25 protein-coding genes and 1 tRNA gene are annotated in these 24,277 nt (G+C 69.5%); 15 read left to right on the top strand and 11 right to left on the bottom strand.

Translation table 11 applies throughout. From position 1 onward, the window contains the following. Positions 1 to 15: 15 nt before the first annotated feature. Positions 16 to 366 (bottom strand): hypothetical protein, encoded by a 351-nt coding sequence (locus tag C6V83_RS15230; protein WP_105943105.1) that lies wholly within the window; start codon positions 364 to 366, stop codon positions 16 to 18. 20 nt (positions 367 to 386) lie between these two features. Between C6V83_RS15230 and hisN the strand changes: the two genes are divergently transcribed. Beyond that, positions 387 to 1,187 (top strand): histidinol-phosphatase, encoded by an 801-nt coding sequence (gene hisN, locus C6V83_RS15235; RefSeq protein ID WP_105943106.1) that lies wholly within the window; start codon positions 387 to 389, stop codon positions 1,185 to 1,187. 82 nt (positions 1,188 to 1,269) lie between these two features. On the opposite strand, the gene C6V83_RS15240 is transcribed toward hisN, so the two are convergent. Further along, positions 1,270 to 1,929, bottom strand: a complete 660-nt coding sequence (locus C6V83_RS15240; RefSeq protein WP_105943107.1) for an MBL fold metallo-hydrolase — start codon at positions 1,927 to 1,929, stop codon at positions 1,270 to 1,272. Between the two features lie 116 nt (positions 1,930 to 2,045). On the opposite strand from C6V83_RS15240, the gene C6V83_RS15245 reads away from it, so the two are divergent. The 4 genes from C6V83_RS15245 (at position 2,046) to C6V83_RS15260 (ending at position 6,959) form a co-directional block, all read left to right on the top strand. Next, positions 2,046 to 3,449, top strand: coding sequence for an acyl-CoA dehydrogenase family protein (locus C6V83_RS15245; RefSeq protein ID WP_105944001.1), 1,404 nt, complete (start codon positions 2,046 to 2,048; stop codon positions 3,447 to 3,449). 35 nt (positions 3,450 to 3,484) lie between these two features. After that, positions 3,485 to 4,702, top strand: a complete 1,218-nt coding sequence (locus C6V83_RS15250) for an acyl-CoA dehydrogenase family protein (protein ID WP_105943108.1) — start codon at positions 3,485 to 3,487, stop codon at positions 4,700 to 4,702. Positions 4,703 to 4,902: 200 nt separating this feature from the next. Then, positions 4,903 to 6,306: a lipase family protein gene (locus tag C6V83_RS15255; protein ID WP_199832534.1), complete on the top strand. Its 1,404-nt coding sequence runs from the start codon at positions 4,903 to 4,905 to the stop codon at positions 6,304 to 6,306. Between the two features lie 32 nt (positions 6,307 to 6,338). Next, positions 6,339 to 6,959 carry a TetR/AcrR family transcriptional regulator gene (locus C6V83_RS15260; protein ID WP_105943109.1) on the top strand — a complete coding sequence of 207 codons (621 nt, stop codon included), beginning with the start codon at positions 6,339 to 6,341 and terminating at the stop codon, positions 6,957 to 6,959. A 32-nt stretch (positions 6,960 to 6,991) separates the two neighbouring features. On the opposite strand, the gene C6V83_RS15265 is transcribed toward C6V83_RS15260, so the two are convergent. After that, positions 6,992 to 8,875 (bottom strand): propionyl-CoA synthetase, encoded by a 1,884-nt coding sequence (locus tag C6V83_RS15265; RefSeq protein WP_105943110.1) that lies wholly within the window; start codon positions 8,873 to 8,875, stop codon positions 6,992 to 6,994. 272 nt (positions 8,876 to 9,147) lie between these two features. On the opposite strand from C6V83_RS15265, the gene C6V83_RS15270 reads away from it, so the two are divergent. Together C6V83_RS15270 and C6V83_RS15275 are read left to right on the top strand one after the other, a co-directional pair. After that, positions 9,148 to 9,477, top strand: coding sequence for a transglycosylase family protein (locus C6V83_RS15270; protein WP_105943111.1), 330 nt, complete (start codon positions 9,148 to 9,150; stop codon positions 9,475 to 9,477). 192 nt (positions 9,478 to 9,669) lie between these two features. Then, positions 9,670 to 11,037, top strand: a complete 1,368-nt coding sequence (locus tag C6V83_RS15275; protein WP_105943112.1) for an MBL fold metallo-hydrolase RNA specificity domain-containing protein — start codon at positions 9,670 to 9,672, stop codon at positions 11,035 to 11,037. 30 nt (positions 11,038 to 11,067) lie between these two features. Here C6V83_RS15275 and C6V83_RS15280 read toward each other — a convergent pair whose 3' ends face one another. Continuing rightward, complete coding sequence (locus C6V83_RS15280; protein WP_105943113.1) at positions 11,068 to 11,502, bottom strand: hypothetical protein; 435 nt, start codon at positions 11,500 to 11,502, stop codon at positions 11,068 to 11,070. A gap of 367 nt (positions 11,503 to 11,869) precedes the next feature. On the opposite strand from C6V83_RS15280, the gene C6V83_RS15285 reads away from it, so the two are divergent. The 5 genes from C6V83_RS15285 to C6V83_RS15305 all read left to right on the top strand — a co-directional run bounded on the left by C6V83_RS15285 (position 11,870) and on the right by C6V83_RS15305 (position 15,631). Continuing rightward, complete coding sequence (locus C6V83_RS15285) at positions 11,870 to 12,484, top strand: TetR/AcrR family transcriptional regulator (RefSeq protein WP_105943114.1); 615 nt, start codon at positions 11,870 to 11,872, stop codon at positions 12,482 to 12,484. Between the two features lie 252 nt (positions 12,485 to 12,736). Next, positions 12,737 to 13,024 carry an FAD-dependent oxidoreductase gene (locus tag C6V83_RS18960; protein WP_267893958.1) on the top strand — a complete coding sequence of 96 codons (288 nt, stop codon included), beginning with the start codon at positions 12,737 to 12,739 and terminating at the stop codon, positions 13,022 to 13,024. Beyond that, positions 13,021 to 14,349, top strand: a complete 1,329-nt coding sequence (locus tag C6V83_RS15295) for a flavin monoamine oxidase family protein (RefSeq protein ID WP_105943115.1) — start codon at positions 13,021 to 13,023, stop codon at positions 14,347 to 14,349. The genes C6V83_RS18960 and C6V83_RS15295 overlap by 4 nt, the downstream gene beginning before the upstream one ends. A 186-nt stretch (positions 14,350 to 14,535) precedes the next feature. Then, on the top strand, positions 14,536 to 15,027 hold the full coding sequence (locus C6V83_RS15300; RefSeq protein WP_105944003.1) for a ferritin: 492 nt from the start codon (positions 14,536 to 14,538) through the stop codon (positions 15,025 to 15,027). Between the two features lie 154 nt (positions 15,028 to 15,181). Then, the gene (locus C6V83_RS15305; protein ID WP_105943116.1) at positions 15,182 to 15,631 is read left to right on the top strand and encodes a nitroreductase/quinone reductase family protein; all 450 of its coding nucleotides are present in this window, start codon (positions 15,182 to 15,184) and stop codon (positions 15,629 to 15,631) included. Positions 15,632 to 15,658: 27 nt separating this feature from the next. On the opposite strand, the gene C6V83_RS15310 is transcribed toward C6V83_RS15305, so the two are convergent. Then, positions 15,659 to 16,786: a serine hydrolase domain-containing protein gene (locus C6V83_RS15310; RefSeq protein WP_105943117.1), complete on the bottom strand. Its 1,128-nt coding sequence runs from the start codon at positions 16,784 to 16,786 to the stop codon at positions 15,659 to 15,661. Positions 16,787 to 16,910: 124 nt separating this feature from the next. On the opposite strand from C6V83_RS15310, the gene C6V83_RS15315 reads away from it, so the two are divergent. Then, positions 16,911 to 17,276 carry a nuclear transport factor 2 family protein gene (locus C6V83_RS15315; RefSeq protein ID WP_105943118.1) on the top strand — a complete coding sequence of 122 codons (366 nt, stop codon included), beginning with the start codon at positions 16,911 to 16,913 and terminating at the stop codon, positions 17,274 to 17,276. A 70-nt stretch (positions 17,277 to 17,346) separates the two neighbouring features. Here C6V83_RS15315 and C6V83_RS15320 read toward each other — a convergent pair whose 3' ends face one another. The 4 genes from C6V83_RS15320 to C6V83_RS15330 form a co-directional block, all read right to left on the bottom strand. Continuing rightward, a complete protein-coding gene (locus C6V83_RS15320; RefSeq protein ID WP_199832535.1) occupies positions 17,347 to 17,877 on the bottom strand; it encodes a hypothetical protein in 531 nt (176 codons plus the stop codon). A 74-nt stretch (positions 17,878 to 17,951) separates the two neighbouring features. Then, positions 17,952 to 18,332, bottom strand: coding sequence for a saccharopine dehydrogenase family protein (locus C6V83_RS18560; RefSeq protein ID WP_199832536.1), 381 nt, complete (start codon positions 18,330 to 18,332; stop codon positions 17,952 to 17,954). Continuing rightward, positions 18,329 to 18,631: a hypothetical protein gene (locus C6V83_RS18565; RefSeq protein ID WP_199832537.1), complete on the bottom strand. Its 303-nt coding sequence runs from the start codon at positions 18,629 to 18,631 to the stop codon at positions 18,329 to 18,331. Before C6V83_RS18565 ends, C6V83_RS18560 begins: the two co-directional genes overlap by 4 nt. 316 nt (positions 18,632 to 18,947) lie before the next feature. Beyond that, complete coding sequence (locus tag C6V83_RS15330; protein ID WP_159067533.1) at positions 18,948 to 19,529, bottom strand: DUF998 domain-containing protein; 582 nt, start codon at positions 19,527 to 19,529, stop codon at positions 18,948 to 18,950. Between the two features lie 103 nt (positions 19,530 to 19,632). Here C6V83_RS15330 and C6V83_RS15335 point away from each other — a divergent pair, with 103 nt between their 5' ends. Further along, positions 19,633 to 20,331, top strand: coding sequence for a MerR family transcriptional regulator (locus C6V83_RS15335; RefSeq protein WP_105943120.1), 699 nt, complete (start codon positions 19,633 to 19,635; stop codon positions 20,329 to 20,331). Positions 20,332 to 20,425: 94 nt separating this feature from the next. Here the strand turns inward: C6V83_RS15335 and C6V83_RS15340 are convergent. Further along, positions 20,426 to 20,502: transfer RNA gene (locus C6V83_RS15340), tRNA-Met, on the bottom strand. 248 nt (positions 20,503 to 20,750) lie between these two features. Between C6V83_RS15340 and C6V83_RS15345 the strand changes: the two genes are divergently transcribed. Continuing rightward, positions 20,751 to 21,038, top strand: coding sequence for a hypothetical protein (locus C6V83_RS15345; protein WP_105943121.1), 288 nt, complete (start codon positions 20,751 to 20,753; stop codon positions 21,036 to 21,038). A 212-nt stretch (positions 21,039 to 21,250) separates the two neighbouring features. Here the strand turns inward: C6V83_RS15345 and C6V83_RS15350 are convergent, their stop codons facing one another. Beyond that, positions 21,251 to 24,235, bottom strand: coding sequence for a UPF0182 family protein (locus tag C6V83_RS15350; protein WP_407646178.1), 2,985 nt, complete (start codon positions 24,233 to 24,235; stop codon positions 21,251 to 21,253). Positions 24,236 to 24,277 lie beyond the last annotated feature (42 nt).

Below are 24,277 nucleotides of genomic sequence, written 5' to 3' on the forward strand. Positions count from 1 at the left end.
CGACCCGCCGGGGGTTCAGACGTCCAAGGTGCCGAACCGCCAGGTGGACTCGACCTTCCCCGGCTTGTACACCACGGCCTTCTCCTCACCGACGTACGGCTTGTCGAGGCCGGCGTCCAGGACGAGGGTGCCGTAGACCTCGGTGGGCGCCGTCGACCCGCCGATGATCGTGCCCGACACGCTGACGTACGACTGGCCGTTCTTGTCGGCCGCACCGACGTCGCTCACCCCGGTGACGGTGAGGACGCCGTTCTCGTAGCCGGCCGCGCCGCTCACCCTGCCCGCCTGCCGATTGCGTGCGATGAAGAACGATGCGAGGGCGCCGCCGATGATCAGGATGAACACGATCGTCACGAGAGTATCCACGGGGTCTACCCTAGTCTTTCGTGAACCCGCCCCTCGCCGCTGCCGACCTCGACGCCGATCTGGCGCTGGCCCGCAGCCTGGCCGATGTCGCCGATGAGCTGACCTCCGCACGCTTCGGCGCGATCGACCTGCAGATCGACGACAAGCCGGATCTGACACCGGTCACCGACGCCGACCTGGCGTGCGAGCGACTGCTGCGCGAGCGCCTGGAGGTCGAGCGCCCCGGGGACGCGGTGCTCGGCGAGGAGTTCGGCGGTGACGCGGCGCTCCCGGGCCGCCAGTGGGTGATCGACCCCATCGACGGCACCAAGAACTTCGTGCGCGGCGTACCCGTATGGGCCACGCTGATCGCGCTGCTGGTCGACGGCGTGCCGGTCGTCGGCGTGGTGAGCGCACCCGCCCTGAACCGCCGCTGGTGGGCGAGCGCGGGGGCCGGGGCCTTCGCCACGGTCGACGACGGCGCTCCGCGCCGCTTGCGCGTGTCCTCGGTGGGTGCACTCGGGTCGTCGTCGCTGGCCTTCTCCAGCCTGTCCGGCTGGGCCGACCGCGGCATCCGCGACCGCTTCGTCGGCCTGACCGATGCCGTCTGGCGCGTGCGCGGCTACGGCGACTTCTGGAATTACTGCCTGGTGGCCGAGGGCGCGGTGGACGTCGCCGCCGAGCCGGAGGTCTCGCTGTGGGATCTGGCGCCGCTGGACGTCCTGGTGCGCGAGGCGGGCGGCCGCTTCACCTCACTCGACGGCACCCCGGGCCCCGCGGGCGGCAGCGCCGTCGCCTCCAACGGGCTCCTGCACGACGCGGCGCTCGACGCGCTGAGGTAGCGGACTCGATCTCGCTGGTCGACTTCTCGCTGGTTGAGCGAAGTCGAAACCTCGCTGGTTGAGCGCAGTCGAAACCCCCGCGTCAGAACTCCCGGGTGAAGCCCGGCTCGATGACGACGAACTCGGTGCCCGCCGGTGCCATCTCGGCGATCCTCCCGTTGTGGATGGCGCGTCCGGCGTCGGACTGAATCCCCTGATGGATGGGGAACGCCGCGCGTGGACCGGCGCCGCGCAAGTAGTCGACGGACTCGCTCAGCTTCATCCAGGGCGCCGCCGCCGGCAGCGCGAGGACGTCGATCTTCTCGAACGGGATGTAGAGGCTGTCGCCGGGGTGCAGGAACGCCGCCGGCCGGTCCGGGGCATCGAGGATGTACGCGGTGTTGTCGACCACCGGGATGTCCGGGTGGATCACCGCGTGCCGTCCGCCGGTGCCGCGGACCGTGACCGCGCCGAGCGCGAAGCGCCGTCCCGGCGCCAGCACCGACCACTGCCCCGCCGACCCGTCGTCGTTCAGGATCGTGGCGGTCGACGGGTCTGCGTATCGCACCGCGTCCGGATTGGCGGCGACCAGTGCCGGCAGCTTGGCGACGTCGGCGTGGTCGGGGTGCTGGTGGGTGATCAGGATGGCGTCGAGGCCGGTCGTCTCCTCGAAGCCGGACGAGAGGTTCCCCGGGTCGAAGAGGATCCGGGAACCGGCGAGTTCGACGAGGACGCAGGAGTGGCCGTAGGACGTCACCAACATATCCTCATGGTGCCACGTGACAAGCTCCTTACCGCGGAGTAAGGTCTGTTCTTACCGCGGAGTAAGATTCCGCCTGGACAGTTCCACTCACCTTCGACGTCGAGAGAATGCAGGCCATGACCAGTAAGACCGCCAGCAAGGACACCAATTCCGTCGGCTCCGAGCAGCACAAGCGCAGTCCCATCGGCGCCGCGATGCGCGTCCTCACCGCCGTCACCGGCTCGGAGTTCGCCGACAAGTACAAGCTGCGCGAGCCGCTCAACCGCGTCGCCTACGAGGCCACCAAGACCGGCTTCAAGAGCCTGGGCGCCGCGAACCGCGCGTTCACGCAGAAGCCCGGGGGCGGCGACCCGCAGCGCCCGGCCGTGCAGCCGAAGGGCTACTTCAACCTGAATCCGGACGAGGAGCAGGCGATGATCGCCGAGACCGTCCGCGACTTCGCCACCGAGATCCTGCGACCGGCCGCCTACGACGCCGACAACGCCGCGAGCGCCCCCGCCGAGATCCTCGGCCGCTCCGCCGAGCTCGGCATCACGATGATCAACGTCCCGGAGGCGTTCGACGGCGCCGCGTCTGACCGCGGCGTGGTGACCAACGCACTGGTCGCCGAGGCCATGGCCTACGGCGACATGGGTCTGGCCGTCCCGCTGCTCGCGCCGAGCGGCGTGGCCACCACCCTCACCAACTTCGGCAGCGACGCGCAGCAGCAGACCTACCTGCCCGACTTCGCCGGCGAGTCGGTCCCGGTCTCCGCCGTCGTCGTCGCCGAGCCGTGGCCGCTGTTCGACGCGTTCAACCTGCGCACCAAGGCCACCCGTGTGCCCAGCGGCTACCGCCTGGACGGCGTGAAGAGCTTCGTGCCGAACGCCGGCGACGCCGAGCTGTTCCTGGTCGGTGCGATGCTCGACGGCCGGCCCGCGCTGTTCATCGTCGAATCCGACACGCAGGGCCTGTCGGTCGAGGCCGATCCGGGCATGGGTCTGCGGGCCGCGGGCATGGGCCGCCTGATCCTGGACAAGGTCTCCGTACCGGCCCACGCGATCCTCGGCGCGGAGCCCGGCGCCGGGAGCGGAGCGAGCGGGCCGAATGATGCCGCCGACTCCGCGGTCGACGCCTACAGCGACGTCGTGCGCCTGTCGCGGCTGGGCTGGTCGGCGCTGGCCGCCGGCACCGGCAAGGCCGTCCTGGACTACGTGGTGCCCTACGTCAACGAGCGCGAGGCCTTCGGCGAACCGATCTCCAACCGCCAGGCGGTGGCCTTCATGGTCGCCACCATGGCCACCGAGGTCGACTCGATCCGGCTGGTGACGCTGCGCGGCGCCTCGCGCGCCGAGCAGGGGCTCTCCTTCGCCCGCGAGGCGGCGCTGGCCCGCAAGCTGACCATCGACAAGGGCCTGCAGATCGGCCTGGACGGCATCCAGCTGCTCGGCGGCCACGGCTTCACCAAGGAGCACCCGGTGGAGCGCTGGTACCGCGATCTGCGTGGCGCCGGCATCGGCGAGGGCGTCGTCGTCCTCTGACGCGACCAGCCTTTCGACAAGGAGCGAATGCAACCATGCCTATCAATCTTGAACTCCCCAAGAAGTTCGAAGCCAACATCGACCAGGCCAAGCAGGCCGCCCTGCAGGTGTTCCGGCCGATCTCCCGCAAGTACGACCTCGCCGAGCACGAGTACCCGGTCGAGCTCGACACCCTCGCCGCGCTGTACGACGGTCTCGCCGACGCCGGCGCGGCAGGCGCCGGCGCCGCCGGCGGTCGCGGCGACGAGAAGAAGGAGCGCCCCGACGGCTACGTCGCCAACGGCGGCAACATGTCGGCGATCCTCAACTCGCTGTGGGCCTCGTACGGCGACGTCGGTCTGATGCTGACCATCCCCTACCAGGGCCTGGGCAACTCGGCGATCGCCGCGGTGTCCACCGACGAGCAGCTCGAGCGCTTCGGCAAGGTGTGGGCCGCGATGGCGATCACCGAGCCCAGCTTCGGCTCGGACTCGGCCGCGGTCACCACCACCGCGCAGCTCGACGGCGACGAGTACGTGATCAACGGTGAGAAGATCTTCGTCACCGCGGGCTCCCGCGCCACCCACATCGTGGTCTGGGCGACCGTGGACAAGAGCCTCGGCCGGGCCGCGATCAAGAGCTTCGTGGTCCCGCGCGAGCACCCGGGCGTGACCGTCGAACGTCTCGAAGAGAAGCTCGGTATCCGCGCCAGCGACACCGCGGTGATCCGCTTCGAGAACTGCCGCATCCCGAAGGACAACATCCTGGGCTCGCCCGAGGTGGACGTCCAGAAGGGCTTCGGCGGGGTGATGCAGACCTTCGACAACACGCGTCCGCTCGTGGGCGCGATGGCGGTGGGCGTCGCGCGGGCATCGCTGGAAGAACTGCGCCGACTGCTGGAGGAGGCCGGCCTGGAGATCGACTACGACCGCCCCGCCGCCGACCAGCCGGCCGCCGTCGCCGAGTTCATCCGTCTGGAGTCCGACTGGGAGGCCGGCTACCTGCACACCCTGCGCGCCGGGTGGATGGCCGACAACAAGATGCCCAACTCACTGGAAGCCTCGATGAGCAAGGCCAAGGCCGGCCGCACCGGCACCGACGTGACCAACAAGGCCGTCGAACTGGCCGGCACGCTGGGCTACTCCGAGCGCACGCTGTTGGAGAAGTGGGCCCGCGACTCGAAGATCCTCGACATCTTCGAGGGCACCCAGCAGATCCAGCAGCTGATCATCGCCCGCCGCGTGCTGGGCAAGACCAGCGCCGAGCTCAAATGACCCGCTGAAACGTTCGACGACGGCGTCCCGCTCTCCATTTCGGAGGGCGGGACGCCGTCGTCTGCGCACCTTGCGCTCGGACCGGATCCCCCGATTGCACTCACCACCGAGCATGTGTATGGTCCGTCACAGTGAAACACCAATGTTTCACTCAATCACAGCCCAGCGTTTCACCCACGTCCTCAAGGGAGTCGATTTCCGTGAAACTCCGTCTCATCGCGGCGACGGCGGTCGGGGCCGCCGCCGCGGTCACCGCCGGACTGCTCGCACCGCATGCCGCGGCCGAGCCCGCGTCGCCCGCCCACCAGCCGGTCAAGATCGCCCCGGCGCCCGCGGTGCCGCTGCCCCAGGAGCTCGACCCGCGCTTCTACGAGCCGCCGCGCCGGGTCGTCGCCGCCGCCGAACCCGGCGAGATCCTCGCCGCCCGGCGAATCACCGCCGCCAACTTCGGGGTGGTGCCGATCAACGTCGACGCCTGGCAGCTGTCGTACCGGTCCACCGACAGCCGCGGTGAGCCCGTCGCCGCGGTCACGACCCTGCTCACACCGCGCGGCGGCACCACCGGCCCGCGCAAGATCGTGTCGATGCAGCTGGCGGAAGACTCGCTGGCCGGGTACTGCTCGACGTCGTATGCGGTTCAGCAGTGGTCCGCCGGAGCACTGGCCGGACAGATCGTGGTGCCGGCCGAGCTGTTGATCGCCCAGGGCATGCTGGCTCAGGGCTGGGCCGTGGCGCTGCCCGACCACCAGGGCCCCAAGCACGCCTACGCCGCCGGCCCGCTCGGCGCGCGGATCACCCTCGACGGGCTGCGCGCCGCGAAACGGTTCGCGCCGCTCGGACTCGACGAGAAGTCCCCCATGGGCATGTACGGCTACTCCGGCGGCGCCATCGTCACCGGTCACGCGGCCGAGCTCAAGCAGGTCTACGCGCCCGAACTGAACATCGTGGGCGCCGCCGCAGGCGGCGTGCCCGCAGACCTGAAAGTGGTGCTCGAGGCCGCGCAGAACAACCTCACCAGCGGTCTGATCCTGGCCGCCGTGATGGGCCTGGGCCGTGAGTACCCGTACTTCCAGCGCTTCCTCGACCGGCACACCAACGCCGAGGGAAAGGTCGTGATGGCGCTGAAGAGCCCGCTGTGCGTTCAGCACCAGACGGCCGTCTTCCCGTTCCTGAACAACAAGGGCTTCCTGCGATGGCCGGGCGACCCGACCGACGCACCCGCCGTCAAACGGGTCCTCCGCGAGACCCGTATGGGCCAGCGCGTACCGGACATGCCGATGTACATCTGGCAGAGTCGGCACGACCAGATCGTCCCGGCGAGTCAGACGGACGCTCTTGTGCGGACCTACTGCCGCGACCCCGCCGCCCGGGTGCGATACACCCGCGACCACCTCTCCGAGCACCTCGTCGCCGAGATCGCCGGCGCACCGCTCGCGCTGCTCTGGCTCGGCGACCGGCTCGACGGCGAGTCCGCCGAACCGGGGTGCACCACCCGCGACGAGCTCACCATGGCCACCGACGCGCGCTGGTGGCCGACGTTCGCCGGCACCGTCGGCACGGTGATCGCCGGCCTGTTCGGGGAGCAGATCGGACGCGGGAAGTAGCCCGCGCCGCCGGCCCCCGTAGCCTGGTCGTCGTGAGCGATGACCGCGTCTACGGGGGCCTGTCGGTGGCCGAGAGAGCCAAGGATCGCCGGGCGCGCTTCCTGGCGGCCGCCGTGGAACTGTTCGGCACCGTCGGCTATGCGGCGACGCCCGTGCCACAGATCTGCCGCGCCGCCCGGCTGTCCAGCCGCCAGTTCTACCAGGAGTTCACCGACCGCGAGCACCTGCTGCGCGCGCTCTACGACCAGATCCAGGACCACGCGATGGAAGCGGTGGCCACCGTGGTCCTGGAGCGGATCGGGGCCGGCGACGACCTCGACGACGTCCTCGACGCCGGCGTGCGCGCCTTCCTCGCCGCCTACGACGACCCGCGCCGCATCCGGATCGCCTTCGTCGAGGTGGTGGGCGTCAGCCCGGCGCTCGAGGAGTACCGACACGCCCGCCGCGCCGGTTGGGGCGAGCTGCTCCAGACCGCCGTGCAGGCCGGCACCGAGCGAGGCCTGTCCCTCGGCACAGCCACGCCCCTGCAGTGGTCTGCCTACATCGGTGCAGTGAACGCCGTCATCGTCGAACGCGCCCGGGAATCCTCGATCACCGACGAAGAGATCGTGCTCGCCATGCGCACTCTGCTGCGCCCGGGGATCCTCGGATAGCGGTAACCCTTCGACAGACTCAGGGAGCGAGGCTACTCCTTCGGCGCCAACTGCTCCGCGAGGGCGGCGAGCACCGCGGGGTCCTCGATCGTCGAGGGGACCGCGTACTCGTCGCCGTCGACGATCTGCCGCATCGTCTTGCGCAGGATCTTGCCCGAGCGCGTCTTGGGCAGCGCCTGCACCACGGTCACGTCGCGGAAGGTGGCCACCGCGCCGATCTCCTCCCGCACGCGCTTCACCAGATCGGCGCGCAGTTCGTCGTCGCCGATCTCCACGCCCGCCTTCAGCACCACATAGCCGCTGGGCCGCTGGCCCTTGAGGTCGTCCCTGATGCCGACGACGGCACACTCGGCCACCGCCGGATGACCGGCGATCACCGCCTCGATGCTCCCGGTGGACAGTCGGTGACCGGCGACGTTGATGACGTCGTCGGACCGGCCCAGGACGAACACATAACCGTCGGAGTCGACGTAGCCGGAGTCGCCGGTCAGGTAGTAGCCGGGGAACGCGTTCAGGTACGACGACCGGTAGCGCTCCTCGTCGCGCCAGAGCCCGGCGAGCGTGCCGGGCGGCAGCGGCAGCCGCACGACGATGTTGCCCTCGGCGCCGGCCGGCACGGGCGCGCCCTCGCCGTCGACCACCTCGACCCGATAGCCGGGCACCGGCACCGACGGCGATCCGGCCTTGATCTCCATCGCTTCCAGGCCGCGCAGATTGGCCACGATCGACCAGCCGGTCTCGGTCTGCCACCAGTGGTCGACGACGGGCACGCCCAGCTTCTCGCCCGCCCAGAAGAAGGTGTCGGGATCGAGGCGCTCGCCGGCGGTGAACAGCGTCCGGAACGACGGCATGGGGTACTTCGCCAGTTCGGCGGCCTCGGGGTCCGCCTTGCGGATGGCCCTGATCGCGGTCGGCGCGGTGAACAACGCGACCACGCCGTGCTCGGAGATCACCCGCCAGAACGCCCCGGCGTCCGGGGTGCCGACCGGTTTGCCCTCGTAGACCACGGTCGTCGCGCCGGCCAACAGCGGCCCGTAGACGATGTACGAGTGCCCGACCACCCAGCCGACGTCGGACGCGCTCCACCAGACCTCGCCGGGCGAGATGTCGTAGATGTTCGTCATCGACCAGGCCAGCGCCACCGCGTGACCGCCGTTGTCGCGGACCACGCCCTTGGGCTTCCCGGTGGTTCCGGACGTGTAGAGGATGTACAGCGGGTCGGTGGCGGCCACCTCGACCGGCGCGACGGGTTCGGCCCCGGCGACTGTCTGATCCCAGTCCAGCCAACCGTGATCGGCGGCACTGCCGGCCACCTCGGCGCGGTCCTTCACGATCACGGTCGACGGCGACGACGACGCCAGCTCCAGAGCGGTCTCGACGATCGGCAGGTACTCGACGGTCCGGCCGGGTTCCAGGCCGCCGGACGCGGTGATCACGGCGACCGGCTCGGCGTCGTCGATGCGGGCGGCCAGTTCCGGCGCGGCGAATCCGCCGAAGACCACCGAGTGCACGGCGCCGATACGGGCGCACGCGAGCATGGCGACGACGGCCTCGGGGATCATCGGGAGATAGACGACGACGCGGTCGCCCTTGCCGACTCCCCGCGCGGCCAGCGCTCCGGCGAAGGCGGCGACCTCGTCGAGCAGTTCCGCGTAGGTGTAGGTGCGCTGCTGCCCGGTCATCGCCGAGTCCCAGATCAGCGCGGGCTGATCTCCGCGGCCGGCGGCGACGTGACGGTCGAGAGCGTTGTACGACGTGTTCAGGGTGGCGCCGGGAAACCACCGGTAGATCGGCGGGTTCGCGTCGTCGAGCGCCCGGTCCGGCGGGCGTATCCAGTCGATCGCCTGCGCGGCGTCGAGCCAGAAGCCCTCGGGATCGTCGTTGCTTCTGGTGAATTCGTCGAGATATGCGCCCACGGGCTCACGCTAGCCGAGCCGATCGGGTGCGCGAGGTCACTTTGCGGGTGTGTGGTGCCCCACATTCTCCCTCCCGATAGGTCACGGAATGATCACGGCCAGCCTCGCCGATGACCAGCGGCAACGCCCGGAAATGACCGCTTGCAACAGCAAGCATGCTGTGTCGGCAGTCACAGAATCGCGCGTGACCTTTGCCTTTGCAGGCCGTACCGTCGACCGCGGTCCGACATCGCCCCGTGACATCGAGGGGCGAGAGAAGGAGGAATACGACCATGAGCATCAAGAAGCTCGCCATCCGCACCGCCCTCGCCGGCGCCGTGACGATCGCCCCGCTGAGCGCTGTGGCCGCCACCGCCTCGGCCGCCCCCGGCCACAACTGGGACGCCGTCGCCCAGTGCGAGTCCGGCGGCAACTGGTCCATCAACACCGGCAACGGCTACTACGGCGGCCTGCAGTTCTCGCTGCCGACCTGGCAGGCCAACGGCGGCTCCGGGATGCCGCACCTGAACAGCCGCTCCGAGCAGATCCGCGTCGCGGAGAACACCCTCGTGAGCCAGGGCGTCGGCGCCTGGCCGTCCTGCGGCGGGCTGCTGTACTCCTAAGTCCCGCGCCGGCCGGCCCGGCAGCGCACTCGAGTGCTGTCTATTGGTTCCCCAGGAACCAATAGACAGCACTCTTTTTGCGGGAGGCTGATTTTCGGCTACATCGGATCACCGCGAGCGCCACGGGATCGCCACGGCAGACCTCGCATCGTCGGACTGAGGCGTGTGGGAGACATACCCTAGGCTGAGCCCATGTCCGGACTCACCCTGACCTCACTCGGCGGCGCCGGCACGGTGACCGGCTCCAAGCACCTGCTGCAGTCCGGCGGACGGACGCTGATGGTCGACTGCGGACTGTTCCAGGGAATCAAGAACCTGCGCGAGGCGAACTGGCGGCCGCTCCCGGTCCCGGCGGACAGCGTCGACGCCGTTGTCCTGACCCACGCGCACCTCGACCACACCGGCTACCTGCCACGCCTGGTGCGTGACGGCTTCGCCGGAACCGTGTACTGCACCCCGGCCACCCGCGCGGTGGCCGAGATCATTCTGCGCGACAGCGCCCACATCCAGGAACGCGACGCCGACTTCCTCAATAAGCGCAAGGCCACCAAGCACCAGCCTGCACTCCCCCTGTACACCGGCGACGACGTCACCGCGACCCTCGCCCGCTTCCAGACGTATCCGCCGCACACGCCGTTCACGCCGCTGCCCGGCGTCGAGGTGACCTTCCGCGGCGCCGGACACATCCTCGGCGCCGCCACCGTCACGGTCGCCTGGGCCGGCAAGACCGTCGCCTTCACCGGCGACCTCGGACGGTACGACGACCCCCTGATGTTCGATCCCGAACCGATCGAGGCCGCCGACGTGCTGGTCACCGAGTCGACCTACGGCGACCGGGCCCGAGACCAGGCCTCGCCGCTGGAGGCGATCCAGCGGGTGGTCGCCGAAGGCATCGCGCGCGGCGGCACCGTGCTGATCCCCGCGTTCGCCGTCGGCCGCACCCAGATGATCCTCTATTACCTCTGGCAGCTGCGGCGCGCCGGCACGGTGCCGGACGTCCCGATCTACGTCGACTCCCCGATGGCGATCAACGCCGGCGAACTGCTGCCCAGCTTCCCCGACCAGCACAAGCTCGATCCGGCGCTCACTGACGAGATGTTCGCGATCGCGAAGTACACGCGCGATCCGGAGGAGTCCAAGGCGATCTCCGCCGACCGCTCGCCGAAGATCGTGCTGTCGGCCAGCGGCATGGCGACCGGCGGCCGAGTCCTGCACCACCTGGCCGCCTTCGCGGCCGACCCCCGCACCACCATCGTGCTGGCCGGCTACCAGTCGGTGGGGACGCGCGGCCGCTCACTGGCCGACGGCGCCCGCTTCCTGCGGCTGTACGGCGAGTGGGTGCCGGTCCACGCCCACGTCGAGGATCTGCACATGTTCTCCGCGCACGCCGATTGTGACGAGTTGATCCGCTGGATGCGCGGCTTCACACACGGCCCGTCCCACAGCTTCATCGTGCACGGCGAGCCGCAAGCGGCCGAGTCGCTGCGCATGCGGATGCGGCGGGAGTTCGACTGGGACGCCACCGTATCGGTTCCGAACCGGGTGTACTCGCTCGGCTGACCGCGGGGCGGGGCCGCGACTGCGCGGGCGTCAGCTCCAGGTCCGCGCCTGTTCCACGACGAAGCCGGCCAGGATCACCGCAGTGCCGCCGACCTCGCCCACGATCAGGGCGACGGTCGAGGCGATCAGCCCGGTGTCGCGCGGGTGGAACTGGTTCGTCGTGTCCTTGCGCCAGCCGTGCAGACAGTACGACGCGATCGCGCCCACGAAGAACACCAGGATCACCGTCAGCGCGGTCACGTTCACCCACGACGGCCAGGCGCTGAACTGCACCAGCGCCGCGAGCAGCACCGCGGCGAACGAGTACATCAGCGCCGCGCGGTGAGCGATGTCGACGTAGACGTGCGCCTGCCCGACCGGACTGCGGGTGATCTCCACGAACTTCCACACGCCGAGCAGCAGCGCCCAGAGCAGCAGGACACCGGCGGCGATCAGAGCGACTTGCGTCGCGATCTCCAAGGTCACGGCGCTCAGCGTACGCGGCCGCCCCTTCGATGATTAAGCGAGCGCGTCCCCTTCGATGATTGAGCGAAAGCAGCCCCCTCGATGATTGAGCGAGCGCAGCGAGTCGAAATCATCCGCCGCCCCTTCGATGACTGGGCGAGCGCCACGCCGCCCCTTCGATGACTGAGCGAGCGCTACGCCTCCCCTCGATGATTGAGCGAGCGCAGCGAGTCGAAATCATCCGCCGCCCCGGCTTCCCCGCGCGCAGTCGGTCGACACCCTCGCCGGCGCTGAGGGACACGCGAGCGCGCCGGTCAGTAGGCTGACATCTCGGTATCGCACGGTCCGTCGCGCAGCGCAGGCGGTGCCGCGGAGAGGGAGGTCCACCATGGCCCGCGTCGAGGCGTCAGTGCGCTCGAAGCAGCTGATCGCTGCGGCGCGCCGGATTCTCTCCCGCGAGGGCGTCAACCGGACGTCGCTGCGGGGCGTCGCCGCCGAGGGCGGTGTGCCCCTCGGCACCCTGCAGTACGTCTTTCCCACGCGCGAGAAGCTGCTGCGCACCGTGATCGAGGACGTGGTCGGCGAAATCGCCGAGGTCGTCGACTCCTCGGCCCTAGGGGGACGCGGCCTGGAGTACGGCATGCGGCACGGGATTCGTGCATTCTGGTCCCGGCTCGCCGCGAACCGCGACCTGCAGATCATGCAGTTCGAGCTCACCACGTATTCCCTCCGCGAGCCCGGTCAGCAGGATCTCGCTCGCTGGCAGTACGCGTCGTACACCGAGACCATCGCCGGCTGGTGCCGCGAGGCCGCCGAGAGCGCCGATGAAGAGTGCGCGATCCCCTTCGAGCAACTCGGGCGCATCATTGTCGCGAGCATCGACGGCCTCATCCTGCAGTACGTGTGCGATCCGGACGACCGGCGCGCCGAATCCGATCTGGACACCGTCATCGACATGCTCGTCGCCTTCGCCGCCCCGCGTCCCCGTCCGCTGCACACCTGATTCGCGGAAACACCTGATGCGCCCGATCCCTGATCTCCCGGCCGCCTGACTCCGCCTGTCCGAGCCGAGGCCAGGGTGCCGGGCACCCCCGCCTCGTTCTGGCACCCCCAGCTGAGGGTGCCAGAACGAGTTGACGGTGCCGGGCACCCTCGTCTCGACCCGGATTCGTTGCCCGCGGAGAGAAGGGTGCTCTACGCGACATCTCAGTCAGTTGTATGACTGTAAACGAAAGCCCAGCCGAGGGAGCCGGATATGGCACACGTGGACACGATCGTCGTCGGAGCCGGCCTCGCCGGTCTCAGCGCAGCGCGGCGACTGACTCGGGCGGGGCAGACCGTCCGGGTCCTGGAGGCCCGCGGCTGCTACGGGGGTCGACTCGGCGCCGGGGTGTGGACGCAGTACGGCAAGGCACTGGCCGCCCCGATCGGCCGGATCCACTGGGCTGGCGCGGAGACGTCCGACGTGCGGAACGGCTACATGGACGGAGCGATCCGTTCCGGACACCGTGCCACCGAGGCGATCCTGGACGGCGCCCGATGACCGCGGCGCAGGTCGTGGTGGTCGGCGCCGGCATGTCCGGGCTCGTCGCCGCGCGCCAGCTCGTACGCGCGGGCCTGGAGGTCGTCGTGGTCGAGGCCGCCGACCGAGTGGGCGGCCGGATGCTGACACGGACGTCCGCCCTCGGCTCCCGGCTGGACCTGGGCGGCCAATGGATCGGCGCAGGCCACCGCCGCTTCACGGACCTCGCCGACGAACTCGGCACGACGCGGTTCCAGATGCACACACCGAAGACCCCGGTGATCGTCGACCGCGCAGGCCAGGTGCTTCCCATTGCCTCGCCCACCGTCCTCGCCGCGGGCGCGGCCGTGCTGGCCGCCGAGTCGGCCGCACGGCTGCCGTTCCCCACGACGGGAACGGTGCGCTCGGCGATCGACCGCCTCCCGTCGGCAGGCGCGCGCCGGTTGCTCGAGGTGCTGATCGAAGTGGCGACGACCGGCGCCCCCGACAGGCTCTCGATGGACGGACTGACCGGCGTGATCTCGGCCCTCGGCGGCCTGAACTCCATGCTCCGCACCCGCGGCGGCGCGCAGGACTCGCTCATCGCGGAAGGAGCCGGCGAGTTGCCCGAGCGACTGGCCGCGCAGCTCACCCGCGATCGTCCGGACCGGATTCGGCTCGACACCCGCGTGACGGCGATCGCTGACGACGGCGAGGGCGTGACGGTCGAGACGACGACCGGATCCATCCGCGCAGCGCGGGTCGTGGTCACGGTCCCGGCGCCGATGCTCGACGGCGTCGAGTTCACCCCGCCGCTGCCCGACGAACAGCAGGCCGCGATCGGCGCCACCGCCATGGGCTCGGTCTACAAGGCCATCGCCGTGTACCCGGACCCGTTCTGGCGAAAGGAGACCTCGGCAACCGGCGGTCACGCCGAGTTCGTCCTGCTCGACGCGCCCGGCGTGGCCACCTTCGACTCGTCGTCGCCGGATGGTCCCGGCCACCTGTGTCTGCTGGTCGGCGGGCCGGACGCGCATGCACTCGACGACCTGACGCCGCAGGCACGCCGTGATCTGCTGCTGAACCGGCTGGTGCCGCTCCTCGGCGAGCAAGTCGCCGCCCCCGTCGACTGGCACGAGAGGTCCTGGCACCTCGACGACTTCGCGGGCGGCGGTTACATGACGCTGCCCGCACCCGGGACGCGCGCCGGACACGTGCCGCTGCCGCACGCTCCGGCCGCCCGGATCCACTGGGCCGGGACGGAGCGCTCTGAGTCCAAGCCCGGCTACAGCTACATCGAAGGCGCCATCGCAGCCGGCGAGCGTGCGGCCGGCGAGGTGATCTCGTCGTTGTCCGCCTCCGGGTGACCGTTTCCCTACACTCCCGGGATTCCTGATAATCGCCGTTCTCCAGGTACCGGAAACCACCCAGACAAAGGCAATGCAGGCTTGCCTCAATTAGGCTAGGATTGCTACATAACCGCTGCTCAGGGCGGGTTTAGGTAAGACATCACTTGCTAGCACAAAGGAGAAAAGGTGGATAACCTCGACGGCATGAAGATGAACGAAGAACTCGAGACCGCTTTTAACAAGCAGATCACGATGGAGTTCGAGTCGTCCATGCTGTACCGCCAGCTGGCGATCGAGTTCGAATTGAAGGATCTGCCCGGCATCGCTTCCTGGATGATGGGCCATGCCGCCGAAGAGATCACCCACGCCGACCGGCTGATCAACCATCTGACCGATCGGGACAACCACCCGGTCATCGGCGACATCCACATGCCGTCGATCAAGATCAACACCGTCGCCGAAGCCTTCGAGGTGGCCCTCGAGGCCGAGGAGAAGGTGTCCGAGTCGATCCGCAACCTGTTCCGCCTCGGCCAGGAGACCGGCGACGTCGACTCGCGTCCGACCATCGACTGGTTCATCGCCGAGCAGGTCGAGGAAGAGGCCACCGTGCGCGAGATCCTCGGTCGCGCCAAGCTGATCAACGAGGACGGCCCCGGCATCCTGCGCCTGGACGACGAGCTGGCCGGCAAGTCCTGACAGGACCCTCTCGCAGCCCTCGGGAGCGACGGCCCCTGGCCGATGACGATCCGTCATCGGCCAGGGGCCGTTCTTGCATCCATCCGCCGCATCGGCGACGCCGCAGGTCCGACGGGGTTCCCCAGCCACCCGGCGGCGCGTACGCTCGGCAGACATGCGTACACCGGATTTCGCCGCCGAAGCCGGCGCGTGGGTGCTGGAACACGGGCACCGCACCCTGCTCGCCCTGACCGGCGGCCGCTTCCCCACGTCGGTGATGGGCATGCTGCCTGTCGAACTCCACACCGTCGGCCGGAAATCGGGGCGGAAGTTCGCGACCCTGCTGACCGCTCCGGTTCACGACGACGACCGGATCGTCGTCGTCGCGTCCAAGGGCGGACACTCCGATCATCCGGACTGGTTCAAGAACGCGATCGCCACCCCGGATGTCGACGTCACGGTGGAGGGCGTCACCCGGCCGATGCGCGCGCGAGCCGCCTCGGCCGCCGAGCGCGCCGAGCTGTGGCCCGCGGTGGTGAAGGCCTATCGGGGATACGAAGGCTACCAGCGCAACACCGACCGCGAGATCCCGCTGCTGATCCTGGAACCCCGCCCCCGCGACTGACCCGGTCGGTGGGGAGTTCACCGGATGCTACGGCCCCGTCGGCGTCGCGGCGACGCGCCGGAACAACTCCTTGAACTGCGGGTTCGACGACCCCGCCAGAATCGATGCGGGCTCTTCGACGGCGCTGGCATCGGTCGGAATCCCCATCCGGACGATCGTGAGGCCGCGACTGGGCATCACCACGAGGAACTGCCCGAACGCCCCGGACATCGCATAGGTGTCGCGCGGCGAGCCGTTCCACACCGGATGGTTCACGGCCGTGCCCGAGGTGTTGACGTGCCGGCTCCCGCGGTTGGACCAGAAGGTGTATCCGTAGCCCGGGTTGGCCGCGGTGCCCCGGACCGCCTCGTCGAGGAAGGCCGGATCGATCAGGCGGGCGCCCGCGTAGGTCCCGCGGGCCTGCAACAGGCGGCCGAACCGGGCGAGGTCGTCCGGGCGCAGGGACAGTCCGCCGGCGATCATCGGGGTGCCGCGGGCGTCCCGTCGCCACGACCACGCCGACCGGTCGATCCCGATCTCGCCGAACAGTTCCCGCGCGGCGAAATCGACGAAGTCGCTGCCGGTGGCGCGCCGGACGATCTCCGCCAGGAGAGCCAAGGGCGACTGCGCGTAGTGGAACACCGTTCCCGGTCGCGAGACCACCGGAGTCTCCAGCGCCGTGCGAACCGCGTCGGTGACCGAACCGCGCGCATCGGCCACGACGTCGTACTTCAAGCCCGTGGTCTGGGTCAGGAGCTGCTTCACGGTGAGCGCCCGGTGTGCGGCGTCGGCCCGCGGGAAGAAGGCGCCGAGTCGGTCGTCGACGCGGAGGTGCCCCATCGCGACGGCCCGGCCGACCACCAGCGCCGCCACGCTCTTGCTGGCGCTGAACACCGGCAGCTGCCGGTCGCCGACGATCCGCCGCTCGCCGATCAGGCAACCGTGCCGGTACACCTGGACGACGCCCGCGCCGGTTTGCATGCCATAGTCCAGGGCCGCCGACAGGCGCACCGGATCGACGTTCACCGTGGCCGGTGCCGCCCGCTCACCGGGACGCTCACATCGGAGTTCGGGCGCGGCGCCGGCCGCCGGGACGGTCAGTCCCGCCGCCACCACCAGAGCGAGGCCGACGGCGGCCGCGCGGCGAACCCGACGCAGCAGAGAATCGTGATGCACCCCACATTCGTATCACGAGCCGACGACGGTTCTCCCACGCGAGCGCCGACTCACCGACCGCACCCCGGGGTCATCGACCATTACTGTGGGAGGTGACTCGTCGTCGTACCGAGGGAGCAGACGCATGACCGGGAGCACCGCCCCCACGCTCGAGGCCGTCCTCGCCCTGGAACGCGAACTGCAGACACCTGAGTGCCGGCGTGACCGAGCGCGTCTCGACGAGATCCTGTCCGACGACTTCGCCGAGATCGGCGCCACCGGACGCGTCTGGCATCGCGACGATCTGATCGAGGCCATCTCCGGCAAATCCAACAGCAGCCGCGCGCCCCTCCAGATGGAGGACCTGAAGGCGCAGCACATCACCGACGACGTCGTGCTGGTGAACTGGGTCTCGCGCCGTGGGCTGCACACGGCGCGGCGGTCGTCACTGTGGCGTCTCACCGACGGCCGGTGGCGCCTCGTTCGCCACCAGGGCACACCGCTCCCCTGATCGGCGCATCGGACCGGGAGTTCCCGCGGCCCTGTCAGTAGCGCCGGGCACCCGGTCTTCTGGACGCGCGTCAGTCTGACGGCCGGCGTGCGGAACTGCCCGACGCGGTTGCAGGCGTTTCGGACACGGATTCGCGTTCGGCCGACCACCACGTGATCGTGCGGTCGACGACGGCCCACGGGGTGCGCACCCACCCGACGTGGTCGTTCGACTCCCCGGCGGTGACCTGATCGGTCGCGTAGTGCCAGCGCGTGACCGACTCCGGAGCGAACAGCCGCGCGAGACGGTCGACGGCCCGCTTCGGGGAGAGGCTGTCGTGCCCGAGGCTGACGATCAGCGCCCGGGTGCCGATCGGCTTCTCGACCCGGAACGGCGGCCGTCCCGTCAGCACCATGCGCGCCCATTCGCGCATGAACGTACGCGCGCCGGGACCCCCGAACGCGGGCTTCGGGAGGTATCCGGGCTGCGCCGTGGTGGTCGGCACGACGACCCCGGCCAGTACAGCAATCGGGATGCCCCCGTACGCGAAGTGCCGGAACCAGGGGACCGCGCCGCCGACCGAGACCACGCCGTCGGCCACGGGGTGGTCGAACTCGTCCACAAGGGGACGGTAGTAGCCAGAGCCGACGGCCATCGCCGGCGAGACGAGAACGATCGGTGCACTGCTGGCGGGCGTCACGACCGACTCCCCGGCGCGTCGTCGACGACCTCGAACGAGAGGCCTGCGGCGACCAGCCTGCGCACCAGGTTCTCGCCCATCGCGGCAGCCGTGGTGACCTGCCCCGCCGTCGGCGGGTTGTCGTCGAAGGCGAGGCTGAGCGCCGACTCGGCGAGCATCTTGGCGGTATCCGTATAGCCCGGATCTCCGCCGCCGACCCGCGTGTGGATCTGCCTGCCACCGCCCTCTCCGACGAAGTCGACGGTGAACCAGGTGCGGTCACGCCGCGCTTGCGACGGCCCCTCCCCCTGCGGGATGCGACGGCCGATCGCGCGCCGGGCCGGCGGCACCTGCACCAAGACGAGGGCGGCGACGAAGCCGAGAACGGCTCCGATCACCAGCGCGGGGTTGCCGAGCCCGGCGAAATGCGAGTAGCGGAAGTCCGGCCGTAGTCCGAGCGAGACGCGGCCGAGCGCTTCACCACCTCGGGATCGATGGTCGGAATGGGCAACAGCCAGCTTCGGGTGACTCGATCCCGGCGCGGCAGACCGAGCGTGGCGCGGACGCGCCGGCCATCCGGTCGGGGCTCCAGACGTGTGCGCGCGTCGGCGGCACGCCGCATCGCCCGGAGCCGGGACAGCTGGCCCAGCCCGGAGTGCAGAGTGCCACCGGAGATCGTCGCATTGGTGCGTACCACTCCCCGGACTGTGAGGGGGACGTCGGCCGGCAACTGCTGGACGGTTGAGTGGGATCGGGAACAAACGGCCGGCGGGCCCGGGGATCCCGCGGACCCGGCTCGGCCTCGATGTTTACGCCGATAACACGAGGATAGAAAGCCAAGTAAGCAATGTCAACATCATGGGCTCAGTCGCGGCCCCGACCGGCCCGTCGACCCAGAGCAGCGGACGGCGGCTCCGCGTCGACCTCGGTGCCGCGCGCCCGCCGTCGTCCGTTATCGAGCCGCCGCGCCCAGCGCCGCCCCTGCCCGTCGGCGCCGACAGTAGCCGTCGCGTTCAGGACACGGCGAGTGCTGCGCCGACGACGACGAACCACAGCGGAGTGACAGTGAGGAAGACCCGCTCGGTGACGCCGATCCAGCGACGCCGAAGCTTGGGCAGCACCAGGGCGGCAAGGAAGGCATAGAAGCTGACCCGGACCACCCAGCGCATGATCCCCACCGCCTCGGCCGGCAGCACCGGAGTCAGGTCGAGGTTCACCATCGCCACATAGAGCCCGGTGAACTGGACGACGGCGAGCAGCCAGTGGACGGTCCCGGTCGCCGTGCGGGTGCGCCCGGTCAGATCGGCGGGAAAGCACAGCATGACGAGCATCGCCGCGGCACCGATCGCGAGAGCCAGCAGCGGGACGGCGGGCCCGACCCCCTGCAGCACACAGGCGACGAGCACGAGAACGTAGGCGGCCGCGGTGAGCAGACCCATCACCGTGAACTCCGTGCGCGAGCTCCCGGTGCCGAGGTCGCTGACGGTGCGCTCACGCGGACTGAGATCCGGACGGACCAGATGGAGGTGAATGAAGAGGGCGAGGCGGGCGACCAGCAGGACGACGGCCGCGGAGGCGAGGACGGTGACGGTCATGTCCGAAAAGATAGTGGCACTATCCATTAGTAGTCACCGTGGATAGTGGACGCCGAACGCGCTATCCGACCGCGGTGGCCCCGCACTCGCCCTCGGGAGAACAATGAAGCTTCAGGAACTGTGCCGCCGCACCGGCACCCCGCCGTCGACCGTCAAGTACTGGCTGCGCGAGGGTCTGCTCCACCCCGGCGTCAAGCGCAACGCCACCACTGCCGTCTACGACGACTCCCACCTCGAGCGGGCGCAGCTGATCCACACCCTGCGCCACGTGGTCGGCCTGCCGGTGGAGCAGGTACGCGCGGTGGTATCCGCCGTGGACGATCCCGGGCTGCCTCCCGCGAGACTGATGGGAGTGGTCCAGTCCGCTGTCCTCGGCCCGGTGTCCACCGGAACCGAGGACGCACGATCATCCGATGCCGCGACCCCAGGCGCCGGGGTCACCGGCAGCGAGATCGCCGGCGTCGCGGCGTCGGACATCGTGGCGGCCATGAGCTGGCGTGCCGGCACCGCCGACGCACTCGATGCCCTCGACGCCGAACTGCAGCAGATGGCGGGCTGGGGCCTCGCCCCGGACCTGGACACCGCACTGGTCTACGCCCGGGCAGCGGACTCGGTCGCGAAGTTCGAGATGGAGTTGCCGCCGTTGACCGGCATCACCCGCGATCGGCTGGCGATCTTCGTCGCGCGCGGAGTGTTCGGATACTCCCGACTGCTCCTGCGGCTGCTGGCCGTCGCTCAGGGCTCGGCGGCGACGTCGGCCGCCGAAGCGACAGACCCAGGTCGCGACACCTCGCAGGCCTGAAGCCCCGCCAGTCGAAACTCGCAGCAGCGAACTCCCAGCGTGCCGCACGATGCGAGAAGACCCGCACCGAGTATCGATGCGGGTCTTCTTCGTGTGGTAGCGGGGGCAGGATTTGAACCTACGACCTCTGGGTTATGAGCCCAGCGAGCTACCGAGCTGCTCCACCCCGCGTTGCAAGGACTAAGTTACACACGTCTGAACGCGCTATGCAAATCGGTTACGGGACAAGGTGATCGACGACACCGGAAACCCGGCCGAGACCGCCCCCACCAGCGGATTCGAGGGATGCGAAACGACGTCGAGCGGCGGCGGCCGTCAGCGCTCGGGCAGGTGCTCGACCGACACGTCGCGAACTCATGTGACGAGAATCACGCCTGGCGTAGACTCGGCGATGCCCGACGACGACGAAGGAGGACGACATGCCCCATCATTCGACCCGCGAGAAGAGCGGCTGGCACCCGATGGCGATGGTCGCGTTCACGACCCTGATGGTCGGCGGATGCTTCTCCGCACTGTGGCTGTACACGCTGGCCCAGCTGCCCGACAACAAGCCGCTCAACATCGCGTACGGGATCACCGCGCTGGCGCTGCTGACTATCACGGTGGCCATCTACACGCGACTCACCCGCAGTCTCCACCACTCACCGATGCTGCCGGACCACAGCGAGACCGAGCTCCGGCACTACAAGGAGCACTTCGGCCACTGACCAGAGCGGGCCGGACCAGGGGCTCACCCCCCAGCGACGGACGAGTGCGCAGCCGACACAGTCGCTTTCGGGGTACGGCGTCATCGACGCCTGACGGCCCCCGCAGAGGACGGCGCGGGCCCTGACCGCCTTCGCGGCAGGACCCGCGCCGTCGTGCTGGAGCGGGCGGGCCGGTCCGGGCCTCTACGCCCCGGGACCGGCCCGGAAACCTCCTAGTTGCCGGTCCGCTCGTACTCGGCGATCGCCTCGTCGAGTTCCTTCAGCGCGTCGCCGAGCTGGCCCAGATCTCCGCTGGTCTGCGCCTCGCGGACGCCGGCGAGTGCGGTGCCCAGGCGCTTGACCGCCGCATCACGTTCCGGGCTGGACTGCTGCTGCCCCGGAGTACCGGGCGTGGCCTCGTCCTGTTCGGAGTCCTTCTCCGCATCCGGGTCGTCGGGGTCGGCATTGACCGCGGGAGTCACCGCGGCCGGGTTGATGCCGACCTGATTGAGCGCACCGGCGAGCGTCGTCGAGATGCCGACCGTGGCGCCGTTCTCCCCCGCGACGGCGTTGTAATAGGTCAGCACACGCGCCAGCTTGGGCATGGCCGCGTCGCCGGTGGCCGCTTCGGTGTAGATCGGCTGCACGTAGAGCAGTCCGTTCCCGCCCACCGGCAGGGCCAGCAGGTTGCCGTACGTCACCCGAGTGTTCTCCAGCAGCTTGGTCTGCTCCTGGACGCGAGGCTCGGCGCGCATGGTCTCACCGGCCTGCGTCGGACCGACCGTCGAGGTGTCGGTCGGCAGGGTCTTGAGCGTCAGCCGCCCGTAGCCCTCCGGGTCGGAGTTCGCCGTCATGTAGCCGGCCAGGTTCGGCCGGTTCAGGAAGTTCAGCGAACCCGTCAGCTGGAACTGCGCGAGATTCTGCCGATTCGGCGCCGACGCGGTGAAGTAGTACGGCGGCTGGCGCTGCTCACCGTCCTGATCCGACGCCGGATCCGCCGGCACCGACCAGAAGTTGTCGGCGCGGAAGAAGGTCGACGCGTCGCCGACGTGATAGCGCGTCAGCAGCGAACGCTGGATCTTGAACAGATCCTCCGGGTAGCGCAGGTGCGAGCGCAGATCCGGCTGCGCGTCCAGCGCCGACTTGGGCTGCACGGTGCCCGGGAACACCTTCATCCAGGTCTTGAGCACCGGATCGGTGTCGTCGGCCTGATACAGGGTCACCTCGCCGGTGTAGGCGTCCACGGTGGCCTTGACCGAGTTCCGGACGTAGGAGACCTCCTCGTTCACCTGGGCCCGGCCGGTGGTGCCGCTGTTGGCCTGCCGCGAGTCCGCGGTCGCGTCCTGCAGCGAGGTCCGCTGCGCGTACGGGTACTTCGGCAGCGTCGTGTAGCCGTCGACGATCCACTTGATGGACCCGTCGGCCATCACCGCCGGGTAGGTCTTGGAGTCGACGGTCAGCCAGGGCGCCGCCTTCTTGACGCGGTCCCGCGGATCCCGGTTGTAGAGGATGCGCGAGTTCTCGTTGAGCGCGTTCGACAGCAGGAAGTTCCGCTCGCCGTACTTGATCGCGTACAGCAGCTTGATGCCCCAATTGCTCAGGGACACACCGGAATCGGCCGTGTAGGTGTACTGCGTTCCCTCACCGCCGTCGTACTCGCGGTCGCCCTCGGTGGAACCGACGATTGCGTAGTCCGGAGTGGAACTGGCGATCAACTCGCCGAAGTAGATGCGCGGCTGGGTGACTCCGAACGGCGCGCGCCGCCCGGCCTCCTGCGCCGCCTTCACGGTGTTCACGTCGGCGACGATGAACTCGGGCACGCCGCCGCGCTCGGCCTCCGAGCCGCCCTCGTTGATCACCTTGTTGGCCTGGGCGGCGACGAAGCCGTTGCCGTGGGTGAACACGGTGTGCTTGTTGATCCAGTTGGTCTGGTTCTCACCGAGGCGGGTGGGGTCGAGCTCGCGGGCGGCGACCAGGAAGTCGCGCTGGTTCCCCTCGATCTCGTAGCGGTCCACCGAGAGCTGCGCCGGGAAACCGTAGACATTGCGCAACGCCTGACGCTGCCGGAACGCGCGATCGAGCACGTTCGGATCCAGGATCCGGATGTTGCTCAGCGTCGCGACGTCGGAGTTGACCTTCGCCGGTTCGGCGGGCGTGCGGTCCCAATTCTCGTAGGTGATGTCCTGGTCCGGGCGTATCCGGTAGGCGTCCCGGGTCGCGGTGATGTTCCGCTGGATGAACTCCCGTTCCTTGTCCGCGGCGCTCGGCTTGACCGAGAACTGCTCCATCGCGGCCGGCCAGGCCACTCCGATCACCAGCGCCGACAGCAGCAGCAGCACCGCGCTGAGCGCCGGGATCCGCAGATCGCGCAGGAAGATCGCCGAGAAGAAGGCGAGCGCACAGACGATCGCGATCACCATCAGGATCAGCTTCGACGGCAGCACGTAGTTGATGTCGGTGTAGGTGGCACCGGTGAAGATGTCGCCGCGGCGGTCACCGGTCAGCAGGTCGTACCGGTCGAACCAGTACGCGACTGCCTTGGCCAGCACGAACAGGCCGGCGATCACGGCGAGCTGGATCCGGGCCGGGCCGCTGAACGATCCGCGCCTGCCGTTGCCACCCAGCCGCAGTCCGCCGAACACGTACTGGGTCAGGAGATTGGCGACGAAGGCCACTCCGAGCGCCAGGAAGAGCAGGTCCAGGATGAGCCGGACGAACGGCAGCGTGAACGCGTAGAAGCCGATGTCCATGTTGAACTGCGGATCGTTGACGCCGAACGACTCGCCGTGCAAGAACGTCTGCACCGTCGCCCAGGACGCCTGCGCGACCAGTCCGGCCATCAGCCCGACCAGGATCGCCGGCACCAGCGCGGTCAGCCGCGGCCGTCGCCCGACCGACTCGCGGTACTTGGCGAGCGGATCGTTCGGGTCGGTCAGCAGCAGGTGCTGCGGCCGGTACCGGTAGGCGGCGTAGATCGCCGCGAACACGATCGCCCCGACCACGAGTCCGGCGATCAGGAACACCACCAGCCTGGTCAGGATCATCGTCGACATGACCGTCGAATAGCCCAGGTCGGAGTACCAGAGCAGATCGGTCCACAGCGCGACGACTCGCGGCCCGATCAGCAACAGGAGCAGCAGCACCACCGCCACCGCGATGAGGATCTTGGTTCTACGAGTCAGCGTCGGTCGACCGACCGGACCGCGGGTACCCACCACGTTATTGGCTCCAAACGGGGGTTGATGAAGACAGGTTCGCCT

Source organism: Gordonia iterans, from assembly GCF_002993285.1.
Lineage (GTDB): Bacteria > Actinomycetota > Actinomycetes > Mycobacteriales > Mycobacteriaceae > Gordonia > Gordonia iterans.